Origin of the sequence: Cronobacter sp. HA18003, from assembly GCF_011605905.1 — a bacterium.
Taxonomy (GTDB): Bacteria; Pseudomonadota; Gammaproteobacteria; order Enterobacterales; family Enterobacteriaceae; genus Cronobacter; species Cronobacter sakazakii.
On sequence record NZ_JAANQO010000021.1, the window covers coordinates 78,334 to 104,737 of the forward strand.

Annotated in this window: 24 protein-coding genes and 1 pseudogene; 18 read left to right on the plus strand and 7 right to left on the minus strand. The window is 53.4% G+C overall.

The features are described from left to right. The first annotated feature begins 9 nt into the window (after positions 1 to 9). Genes zorB1 through zorD form a run of 3 tightly spaced genes read left to right on the plus strand, consistent with a single transcriptional unit; the run spans position 10 to position 5,677 of the window. Entirely contained in the window at positions 10 to 750 is a 741-nt protein-coding gene (gene zorB1 / locus G6041_RS11555) for a type I Zorya anti-phage system protein ZorB1 (protein WP_004386112.1), read from the plus strand. Beyond that, positions 747 to 2,435, plus strand: a complete 1,689-nt coding sequence (gene zorC, locus G6041_RS11560; protein WP_012123971.1) for a type I Zorya anti-phage system protein ZorC — start codon at positions 747 to 749, stop codon at positions 2,433 to 2,435. The genes zorB1 and zorC overlap by 4 nt, the downstream gene beginning before the upstream one ends. After that, positions 2,435 to 5,677 carry a type I Zorya anti-phage system protein ZorD gene (zorD, locus tag G6041_RS11565; protein WP_085406894.1) on the plus strand — a complete coding sequence of 1,081 codons (3,243 nt, stop codon included), beginning with the start codon at positions 2,435 to 2,437 and terminating at the stop codon, positions 5,675 to 5,677. Before zorC ends, zorD begins: the two co-directional genes overlap by 1 nt. Before the next feature lie 353 nt (positions 5,678 to 6,030). Here zorD and G6041_RS11570 read toward each other — a convergent pair. From G6041_RS11570 to G6041_RS11580, 3 genes and pseudogenes are all read right to left on the minus strand, one after another. After that, positions 6,031 to 6,419 (minus strand): annotated as a pseudogene (locus tag G6041_RS11570) (acyl-CoA thioesterase). Positions 6,420 to 6,702: 283 nt separating this feature from the next. Continuing rightward, complete coding sequence (locus G6041_RS11575; protein WP_012123968.1) at positions 6,703 to 7,050, minus strand: DUF1493 family protein; 348 nt, start codon at positions 7,048 to 7,050, stop codon at positions 6,703 to 6,705. Next, a complete protein-coding gene (locus G6041_RS11580) occupies positions 7,041 to 7,490 on the minus strand; it encodes an STM2901 family protein (RefSeq protein WP_041460397.1) in 450 nt (149 codons plus the stop codon). The genes G6041_RS11575 and G6041_RS11580 overlap by 10 nt, the downstream gene beginning before the upstream one ends. Before the next feature lie 344 nt (positions 7,491 to 7,834). Between G6041_RS11580 and G6041_RS11585 the strand changes: the two genes are divergently transcribed. Beyond that, a complete protein-coding gene (locus G6041_RS11585) occupies positions 7,835 to 8,203 on the plus strand; it encodes an STY0301 family protein (protein ID WP_041460396.1) in 369 nt (122 codons plus the stop codon). A 124-nt stretch (positions 8,204 to 8,327) separates the two neighbouring features. On the opposite strand, the gene G6041_RS11590 is transcribed toward G6041_RS11585, so the two are convergent. After that, entirely contained in the window at positions 8,328 to 10,205 is a 1,878-nt protein-coding gene (locus G6041_RS11590; RefSeq protein ID WP_041460395.1) for a methyl-accepting chemotaxis protein, read from the minus strand. Positions 10,206 to 10,538: 333 nt separating this feature from the next. Then, the gene (locus tag G6041_RS11595; protein ID WP_004386461.1) at positions 10,539 to 10,697 is read right to left on the minus strand and encodes a YqaE/Pmp3 family membrane protein; all 159 of its coding nucleotides are present in this window, start codon (positions 10,695 to 10,697) and stop codon (positions 10,539 to 10,541) included. A gap of 225 nt (positions 10,698 to 10,922) precedes the next feature. Between G6041_RS11595 and G6041_RS11600 the strand changes: the two genes are divergently transcribed. Then, positions 10,923 to 11,102 (plus strand): hypothetical protein, encoded by a 180-nt coding sequence (locus G6041_RS11600; RefSeq protein WP_004386460.1) that lies wholly within the window; start codon positions 10,923 to 10,925, stop codon positions 11,100 to 11,102. 97 nt (positions 11,103 to 11,199) lie between these two features. Here G6041_RS11600 and G6041_RS11605 read toward each other — a convergent pair whose 3' ends face one another. Then, positions 11,200 to 11,508, minus strand: coding sequence for a hypothetical protein (locus G6041_RS11605; protein WP_012123961.1), 309 nt, complete (start codon positions 11,506 to 11,508; stop codon positions 11,200 to 11,202). Positions 11,509 to 12,022: 514 nt separating this feature from the next. Between G6041_RS11605 and G6041_RS11610 the strand changes: the two genes are divergently transcribed. Beyond that, positions 12,023 to 12,478: an L-alanine exporter AlaE gene (locus G6041_RS11610; RefSeq protein WP_004386458.1), complete on the plus strand. Its 456-nt coding sequence runs from the start codon at positions 12,023 to 12,025 to the stop codon at positions 12,476 to 12,478. Positions 12,479 to 12,489: 11 nt separating this feature from the next. On the opposite strand, the gene G6041_RS11615 is transcribed toward G6041_RS11610, so the two are convergent. Next, the gene (locus G6041_RS11615) at positions 12,490 to 12,834 is read right to left on the minus strand and encodes a DUF2002 family protein (protein WP_004386457.1); all 345 of its coding nucleotides are present in this window, start codon (positions 12,832 to 12,834) and stop codon (positions 12,490 to 12,492) included. Between the two features lie 160 nt (positions 12,835 to 12,994). Between G6041_RS11615 and G6041_RS11620 the strand changes: the two genes are divergently transcribed. From G6041_RS11620 to emrB, 12 genes are all read left to right on the plus strand, one after another. Further along, positions 12,995 to 13,321, plus strand: coding sequence for a DUF883 family protein (locus tag G6041_RS11620; protein WP_004386456.1), 327 nt, complete (start codon positions 12,995 to 12,997; stop codon positions 13,319 to 13,321). 275 nt (positions 13,322 to 13,596) lie between these two features. Beyond that, positions 13,597 to 13,842: a glutaredoxin-like protein NrdH gene (gene nrdH, locus G6041_RS11625; RefSeq protein WP_004386455.1), complete on the plus strand. Its 246-nt coding sequence runs from the start codon at positions 13,597 to 13,599 to the stop codon at positions 13,840 to 13,842. Beyond that, a complete protein-coding gene (gene nrdI / locus G6041_RS11630; protein WP_007870329.1) occupies positions 13,839 to 14,240 on the plus strand; it encodes a class Ib ribonucleoside-diphosphate reductase assembly flavoprotein NrdI in 402 nt (133 codons plus the stop codon). Before nrdH ends, nrdI begins: the two co-directional genes overlap by 4 nt. Positions 14,241 to 14,251: 11 nt before the next feature. Continuing rightward, on the plus strand, positions 14,252 to 16,372 hold the full coding sequence (gene nrdE / locus G6041_RS11635) for a class 1b ribonucleoside-diphosphate reductase subunit alpha (RefSeq protein WP_012123956.1): 2,121 nt from the start codon (positions 14,252 to 14,254) through the stop codon (positions 16,370 to 16,372). Between the two features lie 12 nt (positions 16,373 to 16,384). After that, positions 16,385 to 17,344: a class 1b ribonucleoside-diphosphate reductase subunit beta gene (nrdF, locus tag G6041_RS11640; RefSeq protein WP_094301137.1), complete on the plus strand. Its 960-nt coding sequence runs from the start codon at positions 16,385 to 16,387 to the stop codon at positions 17,342 to 17,344. Between the two features lie 354 nt (positions 17,345 to 17,698). Continuing rightward, positions 17,699 to 18,901, plus strand: a complete 1,203-nt coding sequence (gene proV, locus G6041_RS11645) for a glycine betaine/L-proline ABC transporter ATP-binding protein ProV (protein WP_012123954.1) — start codon at positions 17,699 to 17,701, stop codon at positions 18,899 to 18,901. After that, positions 18,894 to 19,964, plus strand: a complete 1,071-nt coding sequence (gene proW, locus G6041_RS11650; protein ID WP_012123953.1) for a glycine betaine/L-proline ABC transporter permease ProW — start codon at positions 18,894 to 18,896, stop codon at positions 19,962 to 19,964. The genes proV and proW overlap by 8 nt, the downstream gene beginning before the upstream one ends. A gap of 54 nt (positions 19,965 to 20,018) precedes the next feature. Beyond that, positions 20,019 to 21,014, plus strand: a complete 996-nt coding sequence (gene proX, locus G6041_RS11655) for a glycine betaine/L-proline ABC transporter substrate-binding protein ProX (protein WP_007894633.1) — start codon at positions 20,019 to 20,021, stop codon at positions 21,012 to 21,014. Between the two features lie 256 nt (positions 21,015 to 21,270). Then, on the plus strand, positions 21,271 to 22,455 hold the full coding sequence (locus G6041_RS11660; RefSeq protein WP_012123952.1) for an MFS transporter: 1,185 nt from the start codon (positions 21,271 to 21,273) through the stop codon (positions 22,453 to 22,455). Positions 22,456 to 22,992: 537 nt separating this feature from the next. Then, positions 22,993 to 23,523, plus strand: a complete 531-nt coding sequence (gene mprA / locus G6041_RS11665) for a transcriptional repressor MprA (RefSeq protein ID WP_004386446.1) — start codon at positions 22,993 to 22,995, stop codon at positions 23,521 to 23,523. A gap of 139 nt (positions 23,524 to 23,662) precedes the next feature. Next, a complete protein-coding gene (gene emrA, locus G6041_RS11670; protein WP_012123951.1) occupies positions 23,663 to 24,838 on the plus strand; it encodes a multidrug efflux MFS transporter periplasmic adaptor subunit EmrA in 1,176 nt (391 codons plus the stop codon). A gap of 14 nt (positions 24,839 to 24,852) precedes the next feature. After that, positions 24,853 to 26,391: a multidrug efflux MFS transporter permease subunit EmrB gene (gene emrB / locus G6041_RS11675; RefSeq protein ID WP_004386444.1), complete on the plus strand. Its 1,539-nt coding sequence runs from the start codon at positions 24,853 to 24,855 to the stop codon at positions 26,389 to 26,391. Positions 26,392 to 26,404 lie beyond the last annotated feature (13 nt).

Consider the following 26,404-nt stretch of genomic DNA (forward strand, 5'->3'; position numbering starts at 1 on the left):
GAACAGTAAATGTTTGGTAATACATGGAGCATAAAAAAACGGCGCGGTGACGAAGCGGAGAAACCCTTCTGGATTTCGTATGCTGATCTGATGACGGCAATGATGGTGCTATTTCTGGTTGTCATGGTTGCTTCGCTAAGTTCGGTTACTCAACGCATTCAGAAAGCAGAACAAGGCGAAAAAACACGTGGGCAGGATATTACGCGATTGTGCGAGCGCCTTGAACTCCATGCCCGTAATCTAAACAAAACCATTGTGGTAGATTGTCACGATAATCGTATCAGTTTTGGCGAGGCTGGCCGCTTCGATCACAATCGTTTTTTCCTCAATGCAGAAGGACAAAAGGCATTGCAGGATGTCGTCCCTCTGGTGCTTGAAGCTGCCGAAAGTGAAGAAGGCAAAAAGTGGTTTAAGCAAATTGTTATTGAAGGATTCACCGATACCGACGGTTCATATCTTTATAATTTGCATCTTTCTTTACAGCGTTCTGAATGGGTAATGTGCAGCCTGCTAGATAGCCGCAGCCCTCTGCAAAAAAACATTACCATCGAGCAACAGCTTCAAATCCGTAAGCTTTTCCTGGCAGGTGGCGTTTCCTTTAATAATGCTAAAGAGAGTAAAGAAGCCAGCCGTCGTGTTGAGTTACGTATGCAGTTCTTCGGGCTTAAAGATAAACGCGATGGGGATGAGACGGTGGACTTTCCTCCTGTAATAAATAAAGAAGTTTGTCAGTTGGTAATGCCGCAATGACCTCAGCATTGAATTCGCTTTCACAACGTATTACTGCGGCTCTCTCAGTCACCCAGCAGAGTGAAACTTTTTTGCGAAATGACTTTGATGCATTGACGTCAGCAGGAATAGAAATGGAAAAAAGGTTTGATAAAGCCGATAAAATCCCCGCTCCACCACATGAAATTCGTCTGGAGGCGCTACGTCGTCTTCGCCTTGCACAAGAACTCAGCGGGCGAGACTGGCGGATGATATTTTATGGGCTTGCCGATAATGATCCGTTATATCCTAACCAACCGATACTGCTGGAAGACGACACGCTCTTTCCAAAAGTAGATAGTAAAATTAAAAAATGCATCGCATCAAATAATCTTAAGCGCAAGGATTGGGCTGCACTTTGTGCAAGCTACTTTGCCTACCAGAATGAAACTCCTGAACAAAATCCACACTGGTGCGTACTACGTGGTCATATAGCACAGGGTTACCTCGTTGTGAAATCGGCCATAAGGCGAGAAAAACCCTGGATGAAAACCATAGAATTTTATCACGATATTTTTACCCCGCAGGCAGGCGGCGTTATCTCCAGACAGTTACTTGCAGGTGAGCATAACTCACTCTCATCGTTGGAAAAGATCGCTCAAATTCATGACAGCAGCTGGTTGTGGAAACGTATTTTTACCGTGCTCCTGGCACAGCTTGATACTATGGATGACCCAGAATATCTGGATAAAATCAGCTGGCTGTTAGATCTGGCAGCGCAATGGGTTCGCTTTCGGAATGACATTATAAGCGCAACCCTTACTCGCTATTACCATTCAACATATCGTGATCAGGCTCATTCCGCATTGAAAGTAGCTGCACTAGAATATTGGGATAACCCACAGCTAAAAAGCCAGCAGAATAAATGGTACCAATATGTTTCTGAACCCGTTGCAGGCATGGTTCGGAGCTGGCTGGCAAAACAAGATTTGATGCATTTCTTCGAGTTGTTGCGTGGAAACGGCGATGTAGATCAAGCCCGCCTCTTTTACTGGCTCAGGTTTGCAAATCAGATGGGCTTCACCCGTATCGTGATGGGAACCGATGCCTGGCGCGATCGCGGAAGCGACTTTGCGAAATTCCGCGAAGAAAACAAGGGACGGTTAAGTTACCTGCGAGGCGGACGTAATCTTGATAATGCCATGATTATGCAGATTAATGATTACTTATTTGTTGAGTTTTCAGGAACAGGGAATGCAATGTATGCCTATCGAGTTGGCCAGGCACCATTTAACCCAGAATCTGACACTTTCGACATTAATCTTCAGTTAAAAGATCAAAATCAAAAACGTTGCATACTGAGGATGCCTCATATGCCACGTGCTGAAGGATATAGCAAAGCTCATATCACGGGCTGGATGTTGAAATATGATGATGAGTTACGCAAATTAGGTATTCGCTGGCTGGCCGAAGAACCTGTTAAATTTATTGAGAAACAGAAGTCTTCTTCTATTTCTTTCTCCAAAGTAAAAATTATTAACCCACAGCGGGATACTGCTATACAGCGTCTTGTAGAAAATGTCCCCTGTATCGTTAGCGATAACCGGCAAAAAGGTGGAGTGCTGTCCGTCCAGCTTAATACCCCTGACGACGCATTAGAAAGAGAGTTGTTACGATTAGGCTTTTCACCTGTAGCCAAAGAACCCCGTCGTTACTGGATAAAATAATGCTGAAACGCCTGTTAAGTAAACTGACGGGAGACCGTCAGCAGATAGAGCGCCACCTTAAAGATAAATATCAGGTTGAGGAAAACGGGCTCAGCTTTTCAATGTCTCTGGTTGATGATTCGCAGCTCTGGGCACTGGCATCCTGGCTTGAGCAACTGGCTGAAGAAGACTATCTGATATCGCTGACAGACCGGTGGCTGTTGAGTTGGCAGGCATTATATTGCCTGCTGGAAGATGAAGATCATGCCAGTAGCCTGCCACTTATCGGCGTACCTGAGGTACTGCCGTTACGCGCAAGCTTGTGTTCACGTGGTGCGTTAAGCGATAGCGATTTTCGCGTCTGGATTTCGCAATGGGCTACGGTCCCAGGCCGCAAGCCAATCCGTTTTAGTCGTCTCGGTGCCATACTAACCCATGATAATCAGCAATATCTGTTATCGAGGGAAAACTGGGCACTCTTACAGGCAATAGAACAACTCAGTGTGCAGCAAATTCAGATTCCCGGCGAAACCACTAACCAGCTGGGCTGGGCCGCTATACGCAAATGTGCGAAACAAGCTGGCGCAAAATTTGATGATTATTTAGAAAAAACGCATGTCGTCAAACCGACTTCATTGTCATTACGTCTGCGTAAAGCAACCGTTGCGGATACCGCGGTTATCGAAATTGAACCTCATTTCGAAGACCAGCCCGCTAACTGGCTGAGTAATTTTGACAAGAACTCGCAGGTTCACGATAGCTACCGGATTCCCGGAGAGAATGGTGAACTCAGCCATGTCATACTCGCTCCCGAAGTAAAAGAGGTCTTGAATTCAATTCATTCGATTCCAGGTCGGAGAGTAGCCGGAAGTGAAGCGCTTTCTTTTGTCCGCAATCCTTATGCATTTTTAGGTGAAGACGCAGCCAGCGTTATTGCACCAGAAGAGCATGAAAAAGCATTATTTAACGCCAGAATTTTCTTTCATCATTTCAGGTTAATACCTCAATGGAATCCATATAATAAAATTGCGGATATTACCCTTGTACTTGAGCCTATATCACCTGTTCCCCAGCCAGAAATTACTTTTGTGTTCTCCGCCCCTTGGGAGCTGGAAAAATTCGTACAGCAACTCGGTATTAGTGTCGCTGCACAGATGCCTGCAGGTTCATGGCAAGGGTACGAACTGGAGTTAAGTCAGTTCACAGAACAACAGTGGCACGACTGCCAGGCTCTCCTGGCTCGCTGGCAGCAAGAAATTGAAGGGAAAGAATTTAGCGATGTGCTGGATATTGCGAAATATGGTGACCGGGTAATTGGCATCGGTGAGTTTGAAAAAATTTCCTCGCCCTGGCTGACGAAAGCGCAAAGTGAAAACTGGCTTCCAGATGACATCGATTTTTCCGTGTTTGCAGTCGAAACGCTGACTGATTGGCAACCTGAAAATCTTCACCATTTCGATGAACTACAGAAGAGAATTAATCAGGCTGAAGCTGCTGGTGAAACGCATATTACTGCCCCCTGGAATGACAGCGAATTACCGCTGGATACCGCAAAAATCTTTAGTAAAAAATGGGGAAAAAAGCAGAGCGCTGCGAATGGATCTGCGGGCAATATTGTAGATAAACCAACCCGAGCCGTACTAAAAATTGAGCAAAATATTGAAGAAGCTGCCTACATAAAACAGCGCCGTAATTTACTTCTCAGTGCGCGTAATGCAGAACCTGAAATTCCGCTCAGTCTCAAAGAACATATCCGACTTAAAGATCATCAACGCGAAGGTCTCGCCTGGCTTCAGCAACTATTCATCCGTTCACCAGAGGAAACCGCAGGTTGCCTTCTTGCGGATGATATGGGGCTTGGGAAAACACTACAAATTTTAAGCTTTTTGGTATGGTTCATTGAAAAATTCCCGCAAGAGCCGCCAAGTCTTATTGTTGCGCCTGTCTCTCTTCTTGATAACTGGGAACGTGAGCTGGACAATTTTTTCTACACAACAGGTGTTCCGGTTTTGAAGTTGTATGGCGAGACCATTAAAGCATTGAAATATCCTAAACAAGCTATTCCTGCTCATCTGCAATCTCAGGGGATCAAGAACCTGCTTAAACCAGGCTGGCAAGGTGAGTCGAAAATCGTACTGACGACCTATGAAACACTTCGCGATCAAGAGTTTTCTCTGGCACGCCAGTCCTGGTCTATTATGGTATGCGACGAGGCGCAAAAGATAAAAAATCCTGCAGCACTAATCACACATGCCGCTAACGCGGTACAAGCGAGATTTAAAGTGGCTTGTACCGGCACACCGGTCGAAAATACCCTTGTTGACCTGTGGAGCTTGTTTGATTTTGCCCAGCCAGGCTTGTTAGGAGCGCTAAATGAATTTGGTAAACATTATGTGCGTTCTATAGAGAACGAAGCTGGACGAGATACTGAACGGCTGGAAACTTTGCGCGCGCTAATAGAACCTCAGACTTTACGCCGCACTAAAGAAGAGGTTGCTCGTGATTTACCCCGGAAAATTGAAGTGGAAAGCTGCAAACAGTTGATATTCTCCGGTGTTCAAAAAAAGCTCTACCTTTCGTCTGTTGCAAACTGGCAACAGCAACAAGCCTTTAGCGAAGAGATGCAACAGGCCGGAACTGGTATGTTAGGTTTGTTACACAAGCTGAAACTCATTTGCGCGCATCCCGCAGTCGTTGATCCAGCCCCTCATTTTCGGGACAACTCTCCCAAACTTAATTGGCTGCTAAAAAAACTTGCGGAAATAAAAGCAACCACAAAAGACAAGGTTATTATTTTTACAGAGCTTCGTGATTTACAGCGTGAACTTCAACATGCGATATACCAAAAATTTGGTTTCCGACCGGTTATTATCAATGGTGATACCAGTACTAAAAGTCACAGTCAAAACAGCCGCCAGCGCCTGATAGATAATTTCCAGTCTCAACCAGGGTTTGGAATAATCATTCTGTCTACGGTTGCCGTAGGTTTCGGCGTTAATGTACAGAAAGCTAATCATGTTATTCATTTCACGCGATGCTGGAATCCAGCTAAAGAAGATCAGGCAACGGATCGGGCGTACCGAATTGGGCAAACTAAAGATGTATATGTTTATTACCCTACAGTGAGAGATCCTGAAATCACCACTTTTGAAGTAACGCTTGATGAACTTCTTAAGCGTCGACGCGCGCTGGCCAAAGATATGCTATGTGCTGCACCAGATTTAAGCAGTACAGACTTTGAGGATATACTTAAAGGAACTTAGTCTATTTTTATATGCTGCGCAGGGATGGTCAGAAAAAGATGTAAAAGAGATGGTCATAGAATACGTCATCAGAAAGCCAATGTTGATTGAGCGCCTCGTCCCTGCCCGTATCCTGTTTAAGCAGCGCAGGAAATATATTCAGACTGAAATCGACCGGCTCTGCGCTGGGCTGGATAGCGCCATCTGAATATCGCTTCCTGGCGAATGCCACTTTAGCTGTTCAGGTCACGCGCTGAGCGTAACCTTTCCTGTTTTACCGCCCCACGCATTCAGCGGCGGGGCTTTTAAAGGGTGATCCGCTTGAAACCGGCGCAAGCCGCCTCAAAAACGACTGCGCCGGTCAAAAAAGAAAATCAGAGTTCCTCTAACGCCTTAACCACCGCGTCGGGCATAGAAGGTCTGCCGTTGACCAGACATGTGGCGACGAAGGTTGCTTCCGCATAGGTTGTGCCATTCACGCGGATCTGCTGAGCGAAGTTGACCGGTTGCGCTTGACGTTTTTTTCAAGCTGGCAGGTCACTTCCAAGGTGTCGCCTTTTTTCAGGCTCTGGCGAAAACGCAGGGAATACTCCAGCACCATGTACAGGCGCCCTTGCTTAAACTCCTCTTCGATATCAATCCCCAGCGCTTCTCTCATAAATGCGTGGCGTGCCCATTCCATGTAAAACGGGTAATAGAGCCCGTCCACGACGCCCTGAAAATCGATATGGCTTTCATCAACCTCATAAATTTTGCTGAACATCTCTACTCCTGATTACGGGGCGACTGCCCCTGCCTGGTTTAACGTGTGCTTGCGAAGATTGCGTTGATTCTAACGCGTAACCGCGCGAAAGGCTTCAAGCGCAGAAGGAGAGATATTCGTCCGGTCCATGCAGGAGGGCCGTTTTCCTGTAAGGAAAATTACGAAGCGTATTGCGTTCAACGTTGCCCTGACGCATAGCTTAAGGGCATCCGGGTGCCCCTTGCCAGCTATCAGGACTTTCACGAGATAATCTTGCCGCGCTGATACGCCGTAAAATAATGCCTCAATAAAGCCATCGTCCGGCTTTTGCAGACTCGATTAACATAGATAGGGTTAATGGCTCAGGATCTTTTATTTCCACCCGCAATGCACGAGGGCGTAAGCAATTAGGCCACATACCTGTTTCAGGAGGCCAGTATCTTAAAAAATCAAAGCCCGTATCATCCACAGAAAACCGGTTAAAATAGTCCTTCATAATCTCATCTCCCGTCTCTCGGGCCCACGGATAGCGGCCTGTGGTGAGGCTGGTTTCAGGCGTCAGCGGTATTTTCTTGCGCAATAGCCCAGGGAGATTCCACTTTTCGTCATACCATTCCAGAATGGCTGTTGTGGTTTTCTCGTTCAACTCCATAACCGATCCTCTTTATTGGCAATAGCGTTATAAATAGTTGTCGTTTTCCAGGCTATCGTCGCTACATCATTCATAATATATATTATTCCAAGAACAGGTATCCAGCGCCCAGCAAATGCACCTAAATTAGTAACATAGCTAAACTTAAGCCGTTTAACCGATCCGTTAGTTAACGTAGGCAATCGCATACCGACTTCAATGTTTATCCAGCGCCTGAGATTTTCGCTAAGAACTGACGTACCCTTTGTGGCTCCAACAGGCTTCCCACGCGTACTACGTACAGGCAAGCCAAGGATGAAAAGAGCAAGAGCGACTATATCTCCAACTCCCAACTGCTTTTGGGCTTCCTCAAGGAAAATGTAGAAAAATAATTCACCAGCAGTAAGATTACTCAAACCCCGAAAAAAGTAAGTTCCACCAAGCTGCTCTGTCGTATCCATTATCATTCCTTTAAATAACGCTCCGTAATTACCGGAATAAACCCTTACCCAATAACTGCCTGAATATAAGCAACAACCCCGCCTATCCTTCAAAACAGAAAGAATATTATCTCATTGTTGAAATTTATTTTAGATTGGCACGGCAAATTTCAGAAAAACACCACCACGAATGATTTATATAAATAAAAGTGAAATGTGAACTCATTATTACAACATATTAACTCACTCTCAAGGATAAAAATTCAGAAAACAACTACCCAACAATCACTCCACCCGCCCTGTCAGCCAGCTTACAATTTATTTCCGGCATGCGCCGCGCGCGGAAAACAACAGGGATAATTATTATGTCGTGGAATAAAAAATTACTGCTGAGTACGGCTTTATTTATCTTTTCTGGCGCTGCCTGTGCCGAAAAAATAACATGCCCGAACACGTTACCGAATGCGTTAATCACGCACCGTTTAAATGATGCCAGCCTTTTTCAGGGGCCGCCGGAAAAACAGGGCGAGCTGATGCCTGATAATGACAACCGCATGGTCTGGACGCTGAAAGAGTATCAGTCTTACGCAAAGAAAATGGGTTTACCGCTCTGGCTGGTATGCCGTTATGAAAACACCTCTAAAACCGTTGAATTAAAGGTGCCGGATAGCGCGAATCAATGTAAAGCTGGATTAGAGGAAAATAGCACCCGGTTTTACGCGTTTTGTGAATAACGCCTTCCCGCCCCGCCAGGCGAAGAAGAGTAACACCCGCCTAAGAAACCGATAAAAAAAGCGAGAGGGTGTTATCCCGTCCCGCTTTTATATAAACACCGCGCTTTTCAGAACGGACTTAAATTTACTTCGCCAGCTCCTGCAACGTGCGCAGTTGCGCGACCGCCTCCTGCATCGCGTCCATCCCTTTCGCGACGACTTTCAGGCGGCTCAGGCTCTGGGCGACGTTTTCGCGCTCTTCGCTGGTCTGCTCGCTCATCGAGGCGATACGATCCGCGGCTTCGATACTGCGGTCCGCCATAGTCTGGGTCGCGCTGACCGTTTCCGTGGTGACCTGGCGAATACGCGCTATCGTCTCAACAGACTCGTTGATGCTGTGCGCCGTTGCCTCCGCCTGCTCGCGTGACAGATGCGCCAGACGGCGCACCTCGCCTGCCACAACCGCGAAACCGCGCCCGGATTCCCCGGCTCTCGCGGCTTCCACCGCGGCGTTGAGCGCCAGCAGGTTGGTCTGATCGGCGATAGAGCGTATCCCACTGGTGATTTTGGTGATCCCGGCCGAAATCGTTTCCAGATCGCTTAAGCCCTGCTCCAGCCTGTCCTGCGCGTCACGGGTGTCGCGCGCAGCGCTGCTCATAGAGCGGATATTCCCCTGCGCGATATCCAGCGTCTCGGTCTGCTGCGTCGTCGCGTGCTCCAGCAGCGGCAGCGTGGAGAGCAGCGGCGACAGCTCCTGCTGATAGCTGATGACCTGCTCAATCACCTGCGACTGCATACGGTGCATCGCCTCCCAGCGGCGCAGCGTGCGTTGCGCGTAGTGTGCCGCGTAAGCCGCGTATTCCACCGGGAACTGGCTCATCGCCTGATTGGGCTTATCGAAAAACACCAGCGCGGAGAGCGTCTGGTTGATAGGCACCCCGAGAATTTCACCAAAGCTTGAGAAGCCCGCCGCCGGGATCTTGCGAAAGAAATCGGCGCGCGGCAGCGTTGCCAGGTTGTTCATCCGGCGCAGTACGCAGTCGTTAAGCAGCATTCCGGACGGTTTACCGTAACGGCGCGTGAACGCCTGCCAGTCGTGCTCCGTGTGCGCGACAAAATCGGTCGCTTTCATCAGATACAGCCTGTCGCCAAACTCCAGATCGCAGAAGAAACGGATCTGTGAGGATTCTATCTGCGCCACGGAACGAATAAAGAAGTCATCGCCTACTTTTACCGCGAAGGTATACCCCTCCAGCGCCTGCGCCAGCTGATCCGGTTTGCAGTTGAGCTGGCTTGCCAGATACGACGTAATGGGCTGTTGATGATCCTTTGCGTCGAACAGCGACGTGACGGTACGCGCGACCGGATCGGCCTGCGCCACCAGCCAGCTTTTGTCGGTCGGCTGGAAGTTCTGGCTTTTAAACGGCGCGAAAGATTTACCCGGTGCCATTTCACACAGGATGACAATCGCGCGGCCATCCATCATCCGGCCATTGACGCTCATCCAGGTGCCGCTGAAATCGAGCTTGCCGCCCGCCGCCCCGCCAACCGCGAGGCACGGGAAACGCCCGGATTTATACCAGGCCTGCATCAGGAACCCTTCCGAGGCGGCGAGCCCATCGCAATAAATCATTGCAAAGGTGCGGTCAGCGCTTAACGACATCTTCACGTCGAGTGCGCTGAGATCGCGTGAAATTGCCTGCACGCGCTGTACCGCGCCCGGAATGCGGGTATGAAGATCGACAGAATGCACTTCGTGGCGGCCGATCAGCCCCTTGGGCAGCAGCAGCCAGCTCCCCTCGTCGCTCTCCAGCGAGCAATAGACCGTCGCTTTATCCTGCTGGCACAGCGTGCCGGTGGAGGAAAGCACCAGTACGGTGCGTTCCGGCGTGGCGAAGCGCTGCCAGACCTGACTGACAGCATGAAAATCCGCGTTGGGCGGTACAAATACCATCAAGATGCCCGGCTTATCCGGCACGCCCGCGTCACGTAACGATGTAGGTAATTTATTACAGCGATACACACCGCTACGGGGGCTTTGCGCCGAAAATGTCCGTCCTGGACCCGTGATTAATGTTGACAGGATCCCCATGGTGGCCTCTTTTTATCTCTATTTTTCAAGTTATTCAGAGAAAAACGCCTCTCTGCCCCTCTGTTATCGGCAAAAGTTTCGATTAAAACAGTTCATTCGCTAAAATATTGTTAAGCGTGAGTAAATCCGCACGTTTTGTATGCAATTAAAATGCAACACAGCGGTTAAATCGTGAGCGGTTTCGCAGTAGGGTTGAAACGGGAAAATGGCGGGCAAAAATCATGCATAAAAAAACCCGCCATAGCGGGTTTCTTAAAAGAGGGATCAGTTTTTGGTTTGCACCCAGAAGGCGTGGATGAGCCCCGGGAAATAGCCCAGCAGCGTCAGGAGGATGTTAATAAGGAACGCCCCACCGACACCTTTCCCCAGCAGTACGCCAAGCGGCGGCAGAATGATGGTAAAAATGATTCTCCAGAATCCCATAGTTACTCCTGTAGTTTTTTGCAGGTGTTGTAAGTGACTTATTTTTATTAAGTTTAGTCGCTGAAAGACAAAGCGCCACCCGCCATACAGGACTTTACCTGGCCTAACGCGGCTATACAGAAGATAAGTTATTAACATTTTGCCAACAAAGCGCGGGATTGCGGTTGTCGGTGAACGCGGTGGTGGGCTACTGTTACAGAAACCCTATGAATAAAGGAGGTCATGATGTTTGCAGCAGGCGATATCGTTCAACCGCGTCTGGGCGGCCCCAAACTTAAAGTGATCGAAGTGCATGGCGATCAGATTGTCGCGGTGCGCCCGGATGACGAGCAGGGCGAGAAAGTCACGCTGAAAGCCGCCGATGTGGCGCTGTATAAAGAAGACGGCGATTTCGGGGTGTGTTGATCTGCGGCCGCGCCGGTTGTGAGTGCGGTAGCGGGGTGCGCTTTGCTTACCCACTCCTTCGGTTTTATGTCTGGCGGATAAGCGAAGTGCATCCGCCTTACATTTTCTGCCCCGCATTCTCTCTGAACGCCTGTTCACTAAGCCTGTGATAAAACCCCAGGACAGCTTTAAGCCACTGCTGAACCTCGTTCTCACTCCACAGCGCGACCGGGCGTGCCTGCACAGCGCTGAAAGGCGCACGAAGCATATGCAGCTCGCGCTGTAGTGCTTCTGGCAGTGCGGCGGGCGATATGTCGATAAGCGATTCAAACCAGAATCGCCGCAATTTTTTGCGCAAATCCCCTTCACGAACGAGCGCCATAATGCCCCGTTCAACCTGATATAACACGTCGTTAATGGCGTCCATGATGATAGTTAATCCCCGTAGAAAGCATGACGGGCATTATCCGACAGCACGCACAGAGTTGGGCTGAATAAAGGTTAAACCTGTTTTACGGCGGGCTAATCATATTCATCGCACCGATAAATCCCTCTCATGGCACCTGCCTGTACCTCACGCCAGATCAGCATAAAAATCTGCCATTTTCACGCAGACGCTATGGAAAACTCCACGATAAACCCAAAAACGCCTGGCAAAAAATTCTCTGCCGCAGGCGGAGCAATACGTTTGCCAGAGAAAAAAATAACTCATTGAAATTAAATATAAAAATGATAACGGGCGCGAAAAAATAGCGAAGCGCCGCACGTTTTTGAATTTACAGAGGATTTTATGGACAAAGCGGCAATAAATAAAAATTTATCGCTAATTGAAAGCAATAAGCCAGCCATATACTCTATCATCAACGCAAAATGCAAGGCATATCGCCAGCATAGCCTTTACCTTCCCGTTTTCCCTGTTGATGAGCCAGGAGCTTAATTCGATGTTTTCGCCGCATTCTCGCCTGCGTCACGCCGTAGCGGACACGTTTGCCATGGTAGTGTATTGCTCCGTCGTGGGGATGATGATTGAAATATTCGTCTCAGGAATGAGCTTCGAACAATCGCTCTCGTCACGCCTGGTGGCGATCCCGGTCAATATGGTGATTGCCTGGCCGTATGGCCTTTACCGTGACGCCGTGATGCGCCTTGCCGCGCGCGTGGGTAAGGGCCGCCTGGTGAGAAATCTGGCAGATGTTATCGCCTATATTACTTTTCAGTCGCCGGTGTACGCCGCCATCCTGCTGTTTGTCGGCGCGGATATCCCGCAGATTATTACCGCGGTAAGCTCCAATATTGTGGTGTCGATGATGATGGGGGCGGCCTACGGGTATTTCCTCGATTATTGCCGCCGTCTGTTCCGGGTAAGCCCCGCTGCGCCGGTCAGCGCGCAGGCCTGAGAAGGGACGGTTTACTGCGGTTCGCCAAATAAGCCGTTCAGATAACGCTCCAGCGCCATGCGGGAGCTGAATCCCAGCGGGATGCCGTAATGCTCCTGCGCGTCCCCGCCAAGCCACAGCGGAAACTGCTGGTAGTGATCGCAGGTTTTCATTTCTGAAGCCGGGTCCGCCAGCGACTGGCTGCGCTCCCTGAGCGTCGGGTGAATAACCAGCGCCGTGCGCCCCATCCGCGCTTCACGATTCACATAGACATAATTCTCGCCGCGACGATAACCATAAGTTTTTGGCGTTACCACATCCATGGTAAATCCGGCTTTCTCCAGGACGCGCGCCACCTCATCGGGTCGTAAATACATAAATTTTCCTCATCTGCTTCAGCTGCGGGGAAACCTTACATTAGGAGGAATAGCAGGGCTTTCGGAAAAGTCCAGAAACGCCTCCTGACGGCCCCACGCGCCGAGACGGCTCACATTTTGTTCTATACTGTTATTAAGTAAACACAAAAGGGAGAGCGTTATGTTTAACCGAAATACCCGTAGTGACGTGAACGCTGGTGTGGATGAGATTAACCAGGACATTAGCCGCCTTGCCGATACGCTGGAAGGCGTACTCAAATCCTGGGGCAGCGATGCCAAAGGCGAAGCGGACGTGGCGCGCCGTAAAGCAGAATCGCTGCTGCGCGAAACCCGCGCCCGTATGCACGGGAGAAGCCAGGTTTCTCAGGCGGCCCGTGACGCGGTCAGCTGCGCGAGCACCTTTGTGCGCGAGCGCCCGCTGAGCAGCCTGGGTATCGGCGCAGCGGTCGGGATCTTCCTCGGCGCGCTGCTGATTACCCGCCGCTAACCTCTGAAGCACGGTTCAATGCCTCTTCCCCGGCGCTGCCGGGGAACGGCGTCTTGTAAGTCTCTTCTCTACCCTTCTTCCTCTCAAAAATCTTTCTTGTGCCTGAATGGCGTCCTGCCTGCGTCTGCGCGGCGTTGACACGCCTTTCTCCATAAACCCTATATATTGCGTAGTTGAAACTTATTATAACTACATCTAGTATCTTTCTTATCAGACAACCCCAATCTTCACTGCCTCGCTGTGGGGATCTTAATCTATTGATGAGAATACGAATCATGCGCATAACTATTTACACAAGAAATGATTGCGTCCAGTGTCACGCCACTAAACGCGCGCTGGAAAGCCGCGGGATCGCGTTTGACACCATCAATCTCGACGAGCAGCCGGAAGCCATCGACACGCTGCGCGCGCAGGGTTTTCGCCAGTTACCGGTCGTGATGACCGATTCCCTGAGCTGGAGTGGTTTTCGCCCGGACATGATTAACCGCCTGCGCGCGGACTCCCTTGCGGCGAACGCATGACCAGGCTCATTTACTTCTCCAGCCGCTCGGAAAACACCCACCGGTTTATCGCGCGTCTGGGGCTGCCGGCGGCGCGAATTCCGCTGGAAGACCGCGAGCGGCTACGGGCAGACGAGCCTTACATCCTGGTGGTACCAACCTACGGCGGTGGCGGCACCGCCGGTGCCGTCCCGCGCCAGGTGATTCGGTTTCTTAATGATGAACACAACCGCGCGCTGCTGCGCGGGGTGATTGCCGCAGGCAACCGTAATTTCGGCGAAGGGTTTTGTCGCGCTGGCGACATCATCGCCCATAAATGTCAGGTGCCGTTTCTCTATCGCTTCGAGCTGATGGGCACCGGGCAAGATATCGATAACGTGCGTAAGGGAGTGAGCGAATTTTGGCAACGACAACATTAACCGGCGATGCCGTGCTGCAAACGCCGCCGGACTATCACGCGCTGAACGCGATGCTCAACCTTTACGACGCCGACGGACGCATCCAGTTTGAGAAAGACCGCGAGGCGGTGGCGGCGTTTATGACCGCGCATGTGGCACCGCGCTCGGTGACGTTTCCCGACACCCACGCGCGTCTGGCGTATCTCGTAAGCGAAGGCTATTACGATGAGAATGTGCTCAGACGCTACGACGCCAGCTTCGTTGCCGGCCTGTTTGATGAGGCGCACCGCTACGGTTTTACCTTTAAAACGTTTCTCGGCGCATGGAAGTTTTACACCAGCTACACGCTGAAAACCTTCGACGGCAAGCGCTATCTGGAGCACTTCCCGGATCGCGCCTGCATGGTGGCGCTGACGCTCGCCTGCGGCGATGAAACGCTGGCGCGCCAGATCCTCGATGAAATCTTAAGCGGCCGCTTCCAGCCCGCCACGCCCACATTCCTGAACTGCGGGAAAAAGCAGCGCGGCGAACTGGTCTCCTGCTTCCTGCTGCGCATTGAAGATAATATGGAGTCTATCGGCCGCGCGGTAAACGCCGCGCTCCAGCTCTCCAAACGCGGCGGCGGCGTGGCGTTTTCACTCTCGAATTTGCGGGAAGCGGGCGCGCCGATTAAGCGCATCGAAAACCAGTCCTCCGGCGTTATCCCGGTGATGAAAATGCTGGAAGACGCCTTTTCTTACGCCAACCAGCTCGGCGCGCGCCAGGGCGCGGGGGCCGTCTATCTGAGCGCGCATCACCCGGATATCCTGCGTTTTCTCGATACCAAACGTGAAAACGCCGATGAGAAAATCCGCATCAAAACGCTCTCGCTCGGTGTCGTGATCCCCGATATCACCTTTGAGCTGGCGAAAGCCAACGCGCAGATGGCGTTGTTTTCGCCCTATGACGTGGAGCGTATTTACGGCAAGCCGTTCGGCGATATCAGCGTCAGTGAGATGTATTCACAACTGGTGGAAGACGAGCGTATCCGCAAGCGTTACATCAGCGCCCGCGAGCTGTTCCAGCGCCTGGCGGAGATTCAGTTTGAATCCGGCTATCCGTACATCATGTTTGAGGATACGGTGAACCGCGCCAACCCGATTGCCGGGCGCATTAACATGAGCAACCTGTGCTCGGAGATTTTGCAGGTTAACAGCGCCTCGACGTTTGATGAAAACCTCAATTACGCGACCACAGGCCACGATATTTCCTGCAATCTCGGCTCGCTGAATATCGCGCATACCATGGATTCGCCCGATTTCGGCCGGACGGTGGAGGTGGCGGTACGCGCGCTGACGGCGGTGTCTGACATGAGCCATATCCGCAGCGTGCCGTCGATTGAAGCGGGTAACGCCGCATCCCACGCCATCGGGCTTGGGCAGATGAACCTGCACGGCTATCTGGCGCGCGAAGGCATCGCTTATGGCTCGCCGGAAGGGCTCGATTTCACCAATCTCTATTTTTATACCGTCACCTGGCATGCGCTGAACACGTCGATGAAACTGGCGCGCGAGCGCGGCGAGCGGTTTGAAGGGTTCGAAGCGTCGCGCTACGCGAGCGGCGAGTACTTTGACAAATACCTCTCGCAGATATGGACGCCGCGCACCGCGCGGGTCGCAGAATTATTCGCGCGTGCGGGCATTACGCTGCCGACGCCAGAGATGTGGCGCGCGCTTCGCGACGACGTGATGCGTCACGGGCTCTATAACCGCAACCTCCAGGCGGTGCCGCCGACCGGCTCTATCTCGTATATCAACCATGCGACGTCGAGCATCCACCCGATCGTCTCGAAAATCGAAATCCGCAAGGAAGGCAAAATCGGCCGCGTCTATTACCCCGCGCCGTTTATGACCAACGAGAATCTGTCGCTCTACCAGGATGCGTATGAAATCGGCCCCGAGAAGATCATCGATACCTATGCCGAGGCGACGCGCCATGTGGATCAGGGGCTGTCGCTGACGCTCTTTTTCCCGGATACCGCCACCACGCGCGATATCAACAAAGCGCAGATTTACGCCTGGAAGAAAGGCATCAAGACGCTCTATTACATTCGACTGCGCCAGCTGGCGCTGGAAGGCACCGAAATTGAGGGCTGCGTCTCCTGCGCCCTGTGAGGAAACACCATGATCCGTTTAAGCCGTATTAGCGCCATTAACTGGAATAAACTTCAGGACGAGAAAGATCTGGAGGTGTGGAACCGGCTCACCAGCAACTTCTGGCTGCCGGAAAAAGTGCCGCTCTCAAACGATATTCCGGCCTGGCAGACCTTAACGCCCGGCGAGCAGCAGCTGACCATCCGCGTTTTTACCGGGCTGACGCTGCTCGACACCATTCAGAACGCGGTGGGCGCGCCCGCGCTGATGGCCGACGCGCTGACACCGCACGAAGAAGCGGTGCTCTCAAACGTCAGCTTTATGGAGGCGGTACACGCGCGCTCGTACAGCTCAATTTTCTCCACGCTCTGCCAGACGCCGGACGTGGACGCCGCCTACGCCTGGAGTGAAGAGAACGCGCCGCTGCAACGCAAAGCGCAGATTATCCTTGCGCACTATCGCGATGACGATCCGCTGAAGAAGAAAATCGCGAGCGTGTTTCTGGAATCCTTCCTGTTCTACTCCGGCTTTTATCTGCCGATGTACTGGTCGAGCCGCGGCAAGCTCACCAATACCGCCGATCTGATTCGTCTTATCATTCGCGACGAGGCGGTGCATGGGTATTACATCGGCTACAAATATCAGCAGGCACTGGCGCAGGTGGACGACGCGCGCCGCGAATCGCTCAAAACTTTCTCGCTGGATCTGATGATGGAACTCTACGATAACGAGCTTGCGTACACCGAAGCGCTGTATCGCGACGTCGGCTGGGTGGACGATGTCAGCGCGTTCCTGTGCTACAACGCCAACAAAGCGCTGATGAATCTCGGTTACGAGGCGCTGTTCCCGCCGGAAATGGCGCAGGTGAACCCGTCGATTCTGGCCGCGCTTTCCCCCGGCGCCGATGAAAACCACGACTTTTTCTCCGGCTCTGGCTCGTCTTATGTCATGGGCAAAGCGGTGGAAACCGAAGACGAAGACTGGGATTTTTAATTCGCCCTCAGGCGCAAATAATTGCTATAAATTTCGCAGAATTATTTGCTGCAAAATTGTAAAATCCACGAAAATATCTCTGCGACATTCCTGACTGCTATTTCCGGACTCTCACGGGTGAATCACGCCGATTCACCCGCCATTTCGACACCTGGCCGCAAAAATATCACACTTCATTCATTGCCGCTCAGCCCAGCAATAGCGGGAAATAATCGCCATTCGGCGACGCAATTCACCTCACATTGCGGAAATTGAGGGTTGTCTCAGAATCTCAGTATGCTAGGGTATGCCCCGGTAACTATTTCCTGCAGGAATCATCTTAACGGCAAAATATAACAGGACTCACGCTATTGCATGGCAATTAAATTAGAAATTAAGAATCTATATAAAATATTTGGAGAGCACCCACAGCGGGCCTTTAAATATATTGAACAAGGGCTTTCAAAAGCCGAAATACTGGAAAAGACCGGGCTGTCTGTCGGCGTAAAAGACGCCACTCTGGCCATTGAAGAAGGCGAGATATTTGTGATCATGGGGTTATCCGGCTCGGGTAAATCCACTATGGTTCGCCTTCTCAATCGCCTGATTGAACCCACCCGCGGTCAGGTGCTGATTGACGGCGAGGATATCGCCAGAATATCTGACGCCGCGCTGCGCGAGGTGCGCAAGAAAAAGATAGCGATGGTATTCCAGTCATTTGCGCTGATGCCGCATATGACGGTTTTAAATAATACCGCCTTCGGCATGGAATTAGCCGGCGTGCCGTTGAAAGAGCGTCAGGAAAAAGCGCTTGACGCTCTGCGCCAGGTCGGGCTTGAGAATTACGCCCACGCGTATCCTGATGAACTTTCAGGCGGAATGCGCCAGCGCGTCGGGCTTGCGCGCGCGCTGGCCATTAACCCTGACATCCTGTTAATGGATGAAGCCTTCTCGGCGCTCGATCCGTTAATTCGCAGCGAAATGCAGGATGAATTAATTAAGCTTCAGTCGCGCCACCAGCGCACCATCGTGTTTATTTCCCATGACCTGGATGAAGCCATGCGAATTGGCGATCGTATTGCGATTATGCAAAACGGCGAAGTGGTACAGGTCGGCACGCCGGATGAAATTTTGAATAATCCGGCGAACGATTATGTGCGCACGTTTTTCCGCGGTGTCGATATCAGCCAGGTCTTTAGCGCGAAAGATATCGCACGCCGCAGCCCGGCGGGCCTGTTGCGTAAAACGCCAGGCTTTGGCCCGCGCTCGGCCATCAAGCTGTTGCAGGATGAAGACCGTGAATTTGGCTACGTCGTCGAGCGCGGCAACCGCTTTGTCGGCACCGTCTCGGTCGATTCCCTGAAAGCGGCGCTGGCGGCAGGCCAGGGGCTGGACAGCGCGTTGCTGGAGACACCCGCGGCGGTAAGCGCCGATACGCCGTTAAGCGAACTGCTCTCACCGGTTGGGCTCGCGCCGTGTGCCGTCCCGGTCGTCGGCGACGAACAACAGTATGTGGGCGTTATCTCAAAAGGGGTATTGCTGAAAGCTTTAGATCGCGAGGGGGCCACCCATGACTGACCAGACGCAAAATCCGTGGGATACCGGCAGCGCGGATGCCGCCGCGAACAGCGCCAGCAGCGCAGACGCCTGGGGCAGCCCGACGCCTGCGCCGGAGAGCGGCTCTACCGACTGGCTGAACAGCGCGCCCGCGCCTGCACCCGAGCATTTCAACATTATGGATCCGTTCCATAACACGCTGATTCCGCTCGACCGCTGGGTAACGGAAGGCATCGACTGGGTGGTGACGCACTTCCGCCCGCTGTTCCAGGGCATTCGCGTGCCGGTGGATTACATCCTGAACGCCTTCCAGCAGCTGCTGCTGGGGATGCCCGCGCCTGTCGCGATTATCCTTTTCGCGCTGATCGCCTGGCAGATTTCCGGCGTGGGTATGGGTGTTGCGACGCTGGTGTCGCTGATCCTCATCGGGGCAATCGGCGCCTGGTCGCAGGCGATGGTGACGCTGGCGCTGGTGCTGACCGCGCTGTTGTTCTGCGTCGTGATTGGTCTGCCGCTTGGGATCTGGCTGGCGAGAAGCCCGCGCGCGGCGAAAATTATTCGCCCGCTGCTGGATGCGATGCAGACGACGCCCGCGTTTGTTTATCTGGTGCCGATTGTGATGCTGTTTGGCATCGGCAACGTGCCGGGCGTGGTGGTGACGATTATCTTCGCCCTGCCGCCGGTGGTGCGCCTGACGATCCTCGGGATTAACCAGGTGCCGGAAGATCTTATCGAAGCGGCGCGCTCGTTCGGCTCCAGCCCACGCCAGATGCTGTTTAAAGTACAGTTGCCGCTGGCCATGCCCACCATTATGGCGGGAATTAACCAGACGCTGATGCTGGCTCTCTCTATGGTCGTGATCGCCTCGATGATCGCCGTCGGCGGGCTGGGCCAGATGGTACTGCGCGGTATTGGCCGCCTCGACATGGGGCTTGCCACGGTCGGCGGCGTAGGGATTGTTATCCTCGCCATTATTCTCGACCGGCTGACGCAGGCCGTGGGCCGTGACGCCCGCAGCCGCGGCAACCGTCGCTGGTATGCCAGCGGCCCGCTTGGTTTTATCACCCGTCCATTCATCAAATAAAGCGCTGGCGGCGCAGGCCGCCCGCTTTCCCTCATCTGAATAAAAGGAATAACGATGCGACATTCTGTTCTTTTCGCCACAGCCTTTGCCACACTCGTTACCACCAGCACCTTTGCCGCCGACCTGCCCGGCAAAGGCATTACCGTCCAGCCGGTGCAGAGCACAATTTCCGAAGAGAGCTTTCAGACACGGTTAGTGAGCCGCGCGCTGGAGAAGCTCGGCTATACCGTGAATAAAACCAGCGAAGTGGATTACAACGTCGGCTACACCTCGATTGCCTCCGGCGACGCTACTTTTACCGCCGTGAACTGGCAGCCGCTGCATGACGATATGTACGCGGCCGCAGGCGGCGACAAGAAGTTTTACCGTGAAGGCACCTATGTGACGGGCGCGGCGCAGGGGTATCTGATTGACCGTAAAACGGCCGAGAAGTATCACATTACCAATATCGCGCAGCTGAAAGATCCGAAACTCGCGAAGCTGTTCGACAGCAACGGCGACGGCAAAGCGGACATGATGGGCTGTACGCCTGGCTGGGGCTGCGAGGCGGTGATTAACCATCAGAACACGGCGTATGGCCTGCAAAACACCGTGACCGTGAACCACGGCAACTACGCGGCGATGATGGCCGATACCATTGCGCGTTATAAAGAAGGTAAACCGGTGCTCTATTACACCTGGACGCCGTACTGGGTGAGCGATGTGCTGAAGCCGGGTAAAGATGTGGTGTGGCTGCAGGTGCCATTTTCGTCCCTGCCGGGCGAGCAGAAGGATATCGACACTAAACTTTCAAACGGTAATAACTTCGGCTTCCCGGTGAATACGATGCACATTGTGGCGAACAAAGCCTGGGCGGAGAAGAACCCGGCGGCGGCGAAGCTGTTCGCGGTAATGAAGTTGCCGATTACCGATATCAACGCCCAGAACGCGATGATGCACAGCGGCAGAGCGAGCGAGGCGGATATCGAAAGCCATGTGGATGGCTGGATTAAAGCCCACCAGCAGCAGTTCGACGGCTGGATCAAGGAAGCGCTGGCCGCGCAGAAGTAAGCGCTTTGCGATGAGAGATAACACCCGCCACCCGGCGGGTGTTTTTTTAACGGCGGGTGCGCTTCGCTTACCCGCCCTACAAATGGAGTCGCTTCTTCAATGTAGGGTGGGTAAGCGAAGCGCACCCACCGCGCCAAAACGCACAATCCGACACTTAACAAATCCCCAACATTCTGGCGCTACGATGCGGTTCCGTTATCATAATGGCTTTCGGCAAGCGTTTTCCCGCCTATCTGGATAACAATACAGAACCATTATGACCAAACAGACTCAAGGACTTAGCACATCGCTGACGGTACTGATGTCCGTCGCTACCGGGCTTGTGGTCGCGAGCAACTACTATGCTCAACCGCTGCTCGACACCATCGCCCATGCGTTCGCCATTACCGCTAACCAGGCGGGCTTTATCGTCACCGCCGCCCAGCTCGGCTACGCTTTCGGGCTGCTTTTTCTGGTGCCGCTCGGCGATATGTTTGAACGCCGCCGCATGATCGTGGTGATGACGCTGCTGGCGGCCGCCGGGATGCTTATCACCGCGAGCAGCCATACGCTCGCGATGATGATTCTGGGCACCGCGCTGACCGGCCTGTTCTCCGTCGTGGTGCAAATCCTGGTGCCACTTGCCGCCACGCTCGCCGCGCCGGAAAAACGCGGTAAGGTCGTGGGGACCATCATGAGCGGCCTGCTGCTCGGCATTCTGCTGGCGCGTACCGTTTCCGGCGCGCTGGCGAATCTTGGCGGCTGGCGCACGGTGTACTGGGTCGCGACGGTGCTGATGGCCGTTATGGCGCTGGCGCTCTGGCGCGGCCTGCCTGTCGTCAGGCAGACCAGTACGCTTAACTATCCGCAACTGCTCGGCTCCATCTTCCGCCTGTTTACCCGCGATAAACTGCTGCGCACCCGCGCGCTGCTCGGCTGCCTCACCTTCGCCAACTTCAGCATTCTCTGGACATCGATGGCGTTTTTACTGGCGGGCGCGCCGTTTCATTTCTCAGACGGCGTGATTGGACTGTTCGGTCTCGCGGGTGCGGCTGGCGCACTTGGCGCGCGTCCGGCAGGCGGTTTTGTCGATAAAGGCAAGGCGCATCTCACCACCACCTGGGGGCTGGTCCTGCTGCTGCTGTCGTGGATTGCCGTGGCGTTCGGACAGTTTTCGGTTATCGTGCTCATCATCGGCATTCTGGTGCTCGATCTTACGGTTCAGGGCGTACATATCACCAACCAGAGCGTGATTTATCGCATCCACCCGGACGCCCGTAACCGTCTTACCGCCGGTTATATGACCAGCTACTTTATTGGCGGCGCGGCGGGTTCACTTATCTCCGCCTCGGCGTGGCAACACGCGGGATGGAACGGTGTCTGCGCCGCAGGTGCAATTATCGCCCTACTAAATCTGGTAGTGTGGTGGTGCGGCTATCACCGTCATAGCAGGACAGAGTGAGGTCTGCGTCGCACCTTTGCCGTCCTGAATGCCTGCGAAGGGTGTTAAGGGCGGTAACACTCTGTTAAGGTTATGCGGAGTTATTTATTCGAGTGATTTTAACTTCGGTAATATATCAAAAACGTATATGGATATACCCACACCTTTAAGCCCCTCCCTGCCTCCTCGCGCATTTTCGCTGGCAGGGAGCATAAGCGAAACTTTGCCATCATTTTTCAGCGGCTTGTCCGTGGCTGTTATCCCGCGTTTGTGCTCGCTACCGTCTGGTTTGACATCATCCGAATCCACTTTTTACTTTTCTGTCGCTTATATGAACGACCGCCGACCCGTACCGTTTTTCGCCGATACGCATACCGCGCAGGGGTCGTCGATTTCATATTCTGCCCGCCAGGTCGCAGGCGGCGGGCGCTCCGGGTATGGAATAGCCCGGAAGCTCATGACGGTAACGTAGCCATTAATGATTCATCTGAATAATAGATTTACATGATTTGTTACCGTCGTTATTATATCGGCTGCAATTAATGAGGTTATACCCAAATGGATAGTTCGTTTACGCCCATTGAACAGATGCTTAAATTTCGCGCCAGTCGCTATGAGGATTTTCCGTACCAGGAAATTCTCCTGACTCGCCTGTGCATGCACATGCAGGGCAAGCTGCTGGAAAACCGCAATAAAATGCTGAAGGCTCAGGGGATTAACGAGACATTGTTTATGGCGTTGCTGACCCTGGAATCTCAGGAGAATCACAGCATTCAGCCGAGCGAGCTGAGCTGCGCACTGGGATCGTCGCGCACGAACGCCACCCGTATTGCCGATGAGCTGGAAAAACGCGGCTGGATCGAGCGTCGTGAAAGCGATAACGATCGCCGCTGCCTGCATCTTCAGTTGACCGAGAAAGGTCAGGAATTCTTACGTCAGGTACTGCCGCCGCAGCATCACTGCCTGCATCTGCTCTGGTCCTCTTTAAACAGCCAGGAAAAAGAGCAGCTTGAGCAGATAACCCGCAAATTGCTCGACCGCCTCGACCAGATGGAAGAGGACAATACGCTGCTTGAGGCCGTTCGCTAACGCGCCGATAAGCGCTCGTTTCGCAAACGTGCCGTTGCAAGGAAACCGCTACACTGACAGGCCAGCATGTTCATGCTGGCCTTTTTGACAACAGAGGTCGGCTATCGCCGACAACAACAATAAGAACGTGGAGATAAACATGAGCGCAAATGCGGAGAACACCACCCCGCAGCAACCGGTCAGTAACAAAAAGGGCAAACGCAAAGGTGCCCTGCTGTTATTAACCTTGCTCTTTGTTGTTATTGCCGTGGCGTATGGCGTTTACTGGTTTTTAGTGGTGCGTCATTTTGAAGAGACCGATGACGCCTACGTGGCCGGGAATCAGGTACAAATCATGGCGCAGGTCTCCGGCAGCGTCACCAAAGTCTGGGTGGAGAACACCGACTTTGTGAAAAAAGGCGACGTGCTGGTGACGCTCGACCCGACCGACGCCCAGCAGGCGTTTGAGAAAGCGAAAACGGAACTGGCCTCAAGCGTACGTCAGACCCGACAGCTGATGATTAACAGCAAGCAGTACGCCGCGAATATTGAGGTTAAGAAAACCGCACTGGCGCAGGCGCAGAGCGACTTAAACCGCCGCGTGCCGCTCGGCAGCGCGAATTTAATTGGCCGTGAAGAACTGCAGCATGCCCGCGATGCGGTCGCCAGTGCCCAGGCGCAGCTGGATGTCGCTATCCAGCAGTACAACGCCAACCAGGCGATGATCCTCGGCACGAAGCTTGAAGACCAGCCTGCGGTGCAACAGGCCGCCACCGAAGTGCGCAACGCCTGGCTTGCGCTTGAGCGTACCAAAATCGTCAGCCCGATGACCGGTTATGTGTCGCGCCGCTCTGTTCAGGTCGGCGCGCAGATTAGCCCGACGACGCCGCTGATGGCTATCGTCCCGTCGAGCGGCCTGTGGGTGGACGCGAACTTTAAAGAAACCCAGCTGGCGCATATGCGCATCGGCCAGCCGGCTACCGTGGTGAGCGATATCTACGGCGATGACGTGGAGTACACCGGTAAAGTGGTCGGTCTCGATATGGGCACCGGCAGCGCCTTCTCCCTGCTGCCTGCGCAGAACGCCACCGGTAACTGGATCAAAGTGGTTCAGCGTCTGCCGGTACGTATCGAGCTGGACGCGAAACAGCTGGAGCAGCATCCGCTGCGCATCGGCCTGTCCACGCTGGTGAAAGTCGATACCACCAATCGCGACGGCGGCGTCCTCGCGACCCAGACGCGCTCTGAGCCTGCGTACCAGAGCAACGCGCGCGAAATCGCGCTGGAGCCGGTGAACAAGCTGATTAACGATATCGTGCAGGCGAACGCGGGTTAACCGGCGGAGGTTGTATGCAGCAACGTAAACCGCTTGAAGGGGCGCAACTGGTCGTCATGACCATCGCCCTTTCGCTTGCCACCTTCATGCAGGTGCTGGATTCCACCATCGCGAACGTGGCGATCCCGACGATCGCCGGTAACCTCGGTGCCTCGTTAAGCCAGGGCACCTGGGTCATAACCTCCTTCGGGGTGGCAAACGCCATCTCGATTCCCTTGACCGGCTGGCTTGCGAAGCGCGTCGGCGAGGTGAAGCTGTTCGTCTGGTCGACTATCGCGTTCGCGATTGCCTCCTGGGCCTGTGGCGTCTCAAACAGTCTGAACATGCTGATTTTCTTCCGCGTGATTCAGGGGATCGTGGCCGGGCCGCTGATCCCGCTCTCTCAGAGTCTGCTGCTGAGCAACTATCCGCCCGCCAAACGTTCTGTCGCGCTGGCGTTGTGGTCGATGACGGTGATAGTCGCGCCTATCTGCGGCCCGATTCTCGGCGGCTGGATCAGCGATAACTACCACTGGGGCTGGATCTTCTTTATCAACGTGCCGATCGGCATCGTCGTGGTGTTGATGACGCTGCAATCGCTGCGCGGGCGTGAAACCCGCACCGAGCAGCGCCGCATCGACGCCGTGGGGCTGGGGCTGCTGGTGATAGGCATCGGCTGCCTGCAGGTGATGCTCGACCAGGGTAAAGAGCTGGACTGGTTTAACTCAACCGAAATCATCGTGCTAACGGTCGTGGCGGTGGTGGCGCTGAGTTTCCTGATTGTCTGGGAGCTGACCGACGAACATCCGATTGTCGATCTCTCGCTGTTTAAATCGCGCAACTTTACCATCGGCTGTCTGAGTATCAGTCTTGCCTATATGCTCTACTTCGGCTCGATTGTGTTGCTGCCGCAGCTGTTGCAGGAGGTCTACGGCTATACCGCGACCTGGGCGGGGCTCGCATCTGCGCCGGTCGGGATAATCCCGGTGATTCTCTCGCCGATTATCGGGCGCTTCGCGCACCGGCTGGATATGCGCCGCCTGGTGACATTCAGCTTTATTATGTACGCGGTGTGCTTCTACTGGCGCGCGTATACCTTTGAGCCGGGAATGGATTTCGGGGCGTCGGCATGGCCGCAGTTTATTCAGGGCTTCGCGGTGGCATGCTTCTTTATGCCGCTCACTACTATTACCCTCTCCGGCCTGCCGCCGGAGCGGCTGGCGGCGGCGTCGAGCCTGTCGAACTTCTTAAGGACGCTCGCGGGCTCCATCGGCACCTCGATAACCACGACGCTGTGGACCAACCGGGAATCGATGCACCACGCGCAGCTGACCGAGTCGGTCACGCCGTTTAACCCCAACGCGCAGGAGATGTATAACCAGCTCCAGGGCATGGGAATGACGCAGCAGCAGGCGTCCGGGTATATTGCGCAGCAGATTACCAACCAGGGGCTGATTATCTCCGCCAATGAGATTTTCTGGGCGTCTGCGGGCGTGTTCCTCGTCCTGCTCGGGCTTATCTGGTTCGCGAGACCGCCTTTCGGCGCGGGCGGCGGCGGCGGTGGCGCTCACTGATGGTTCTGTAAAA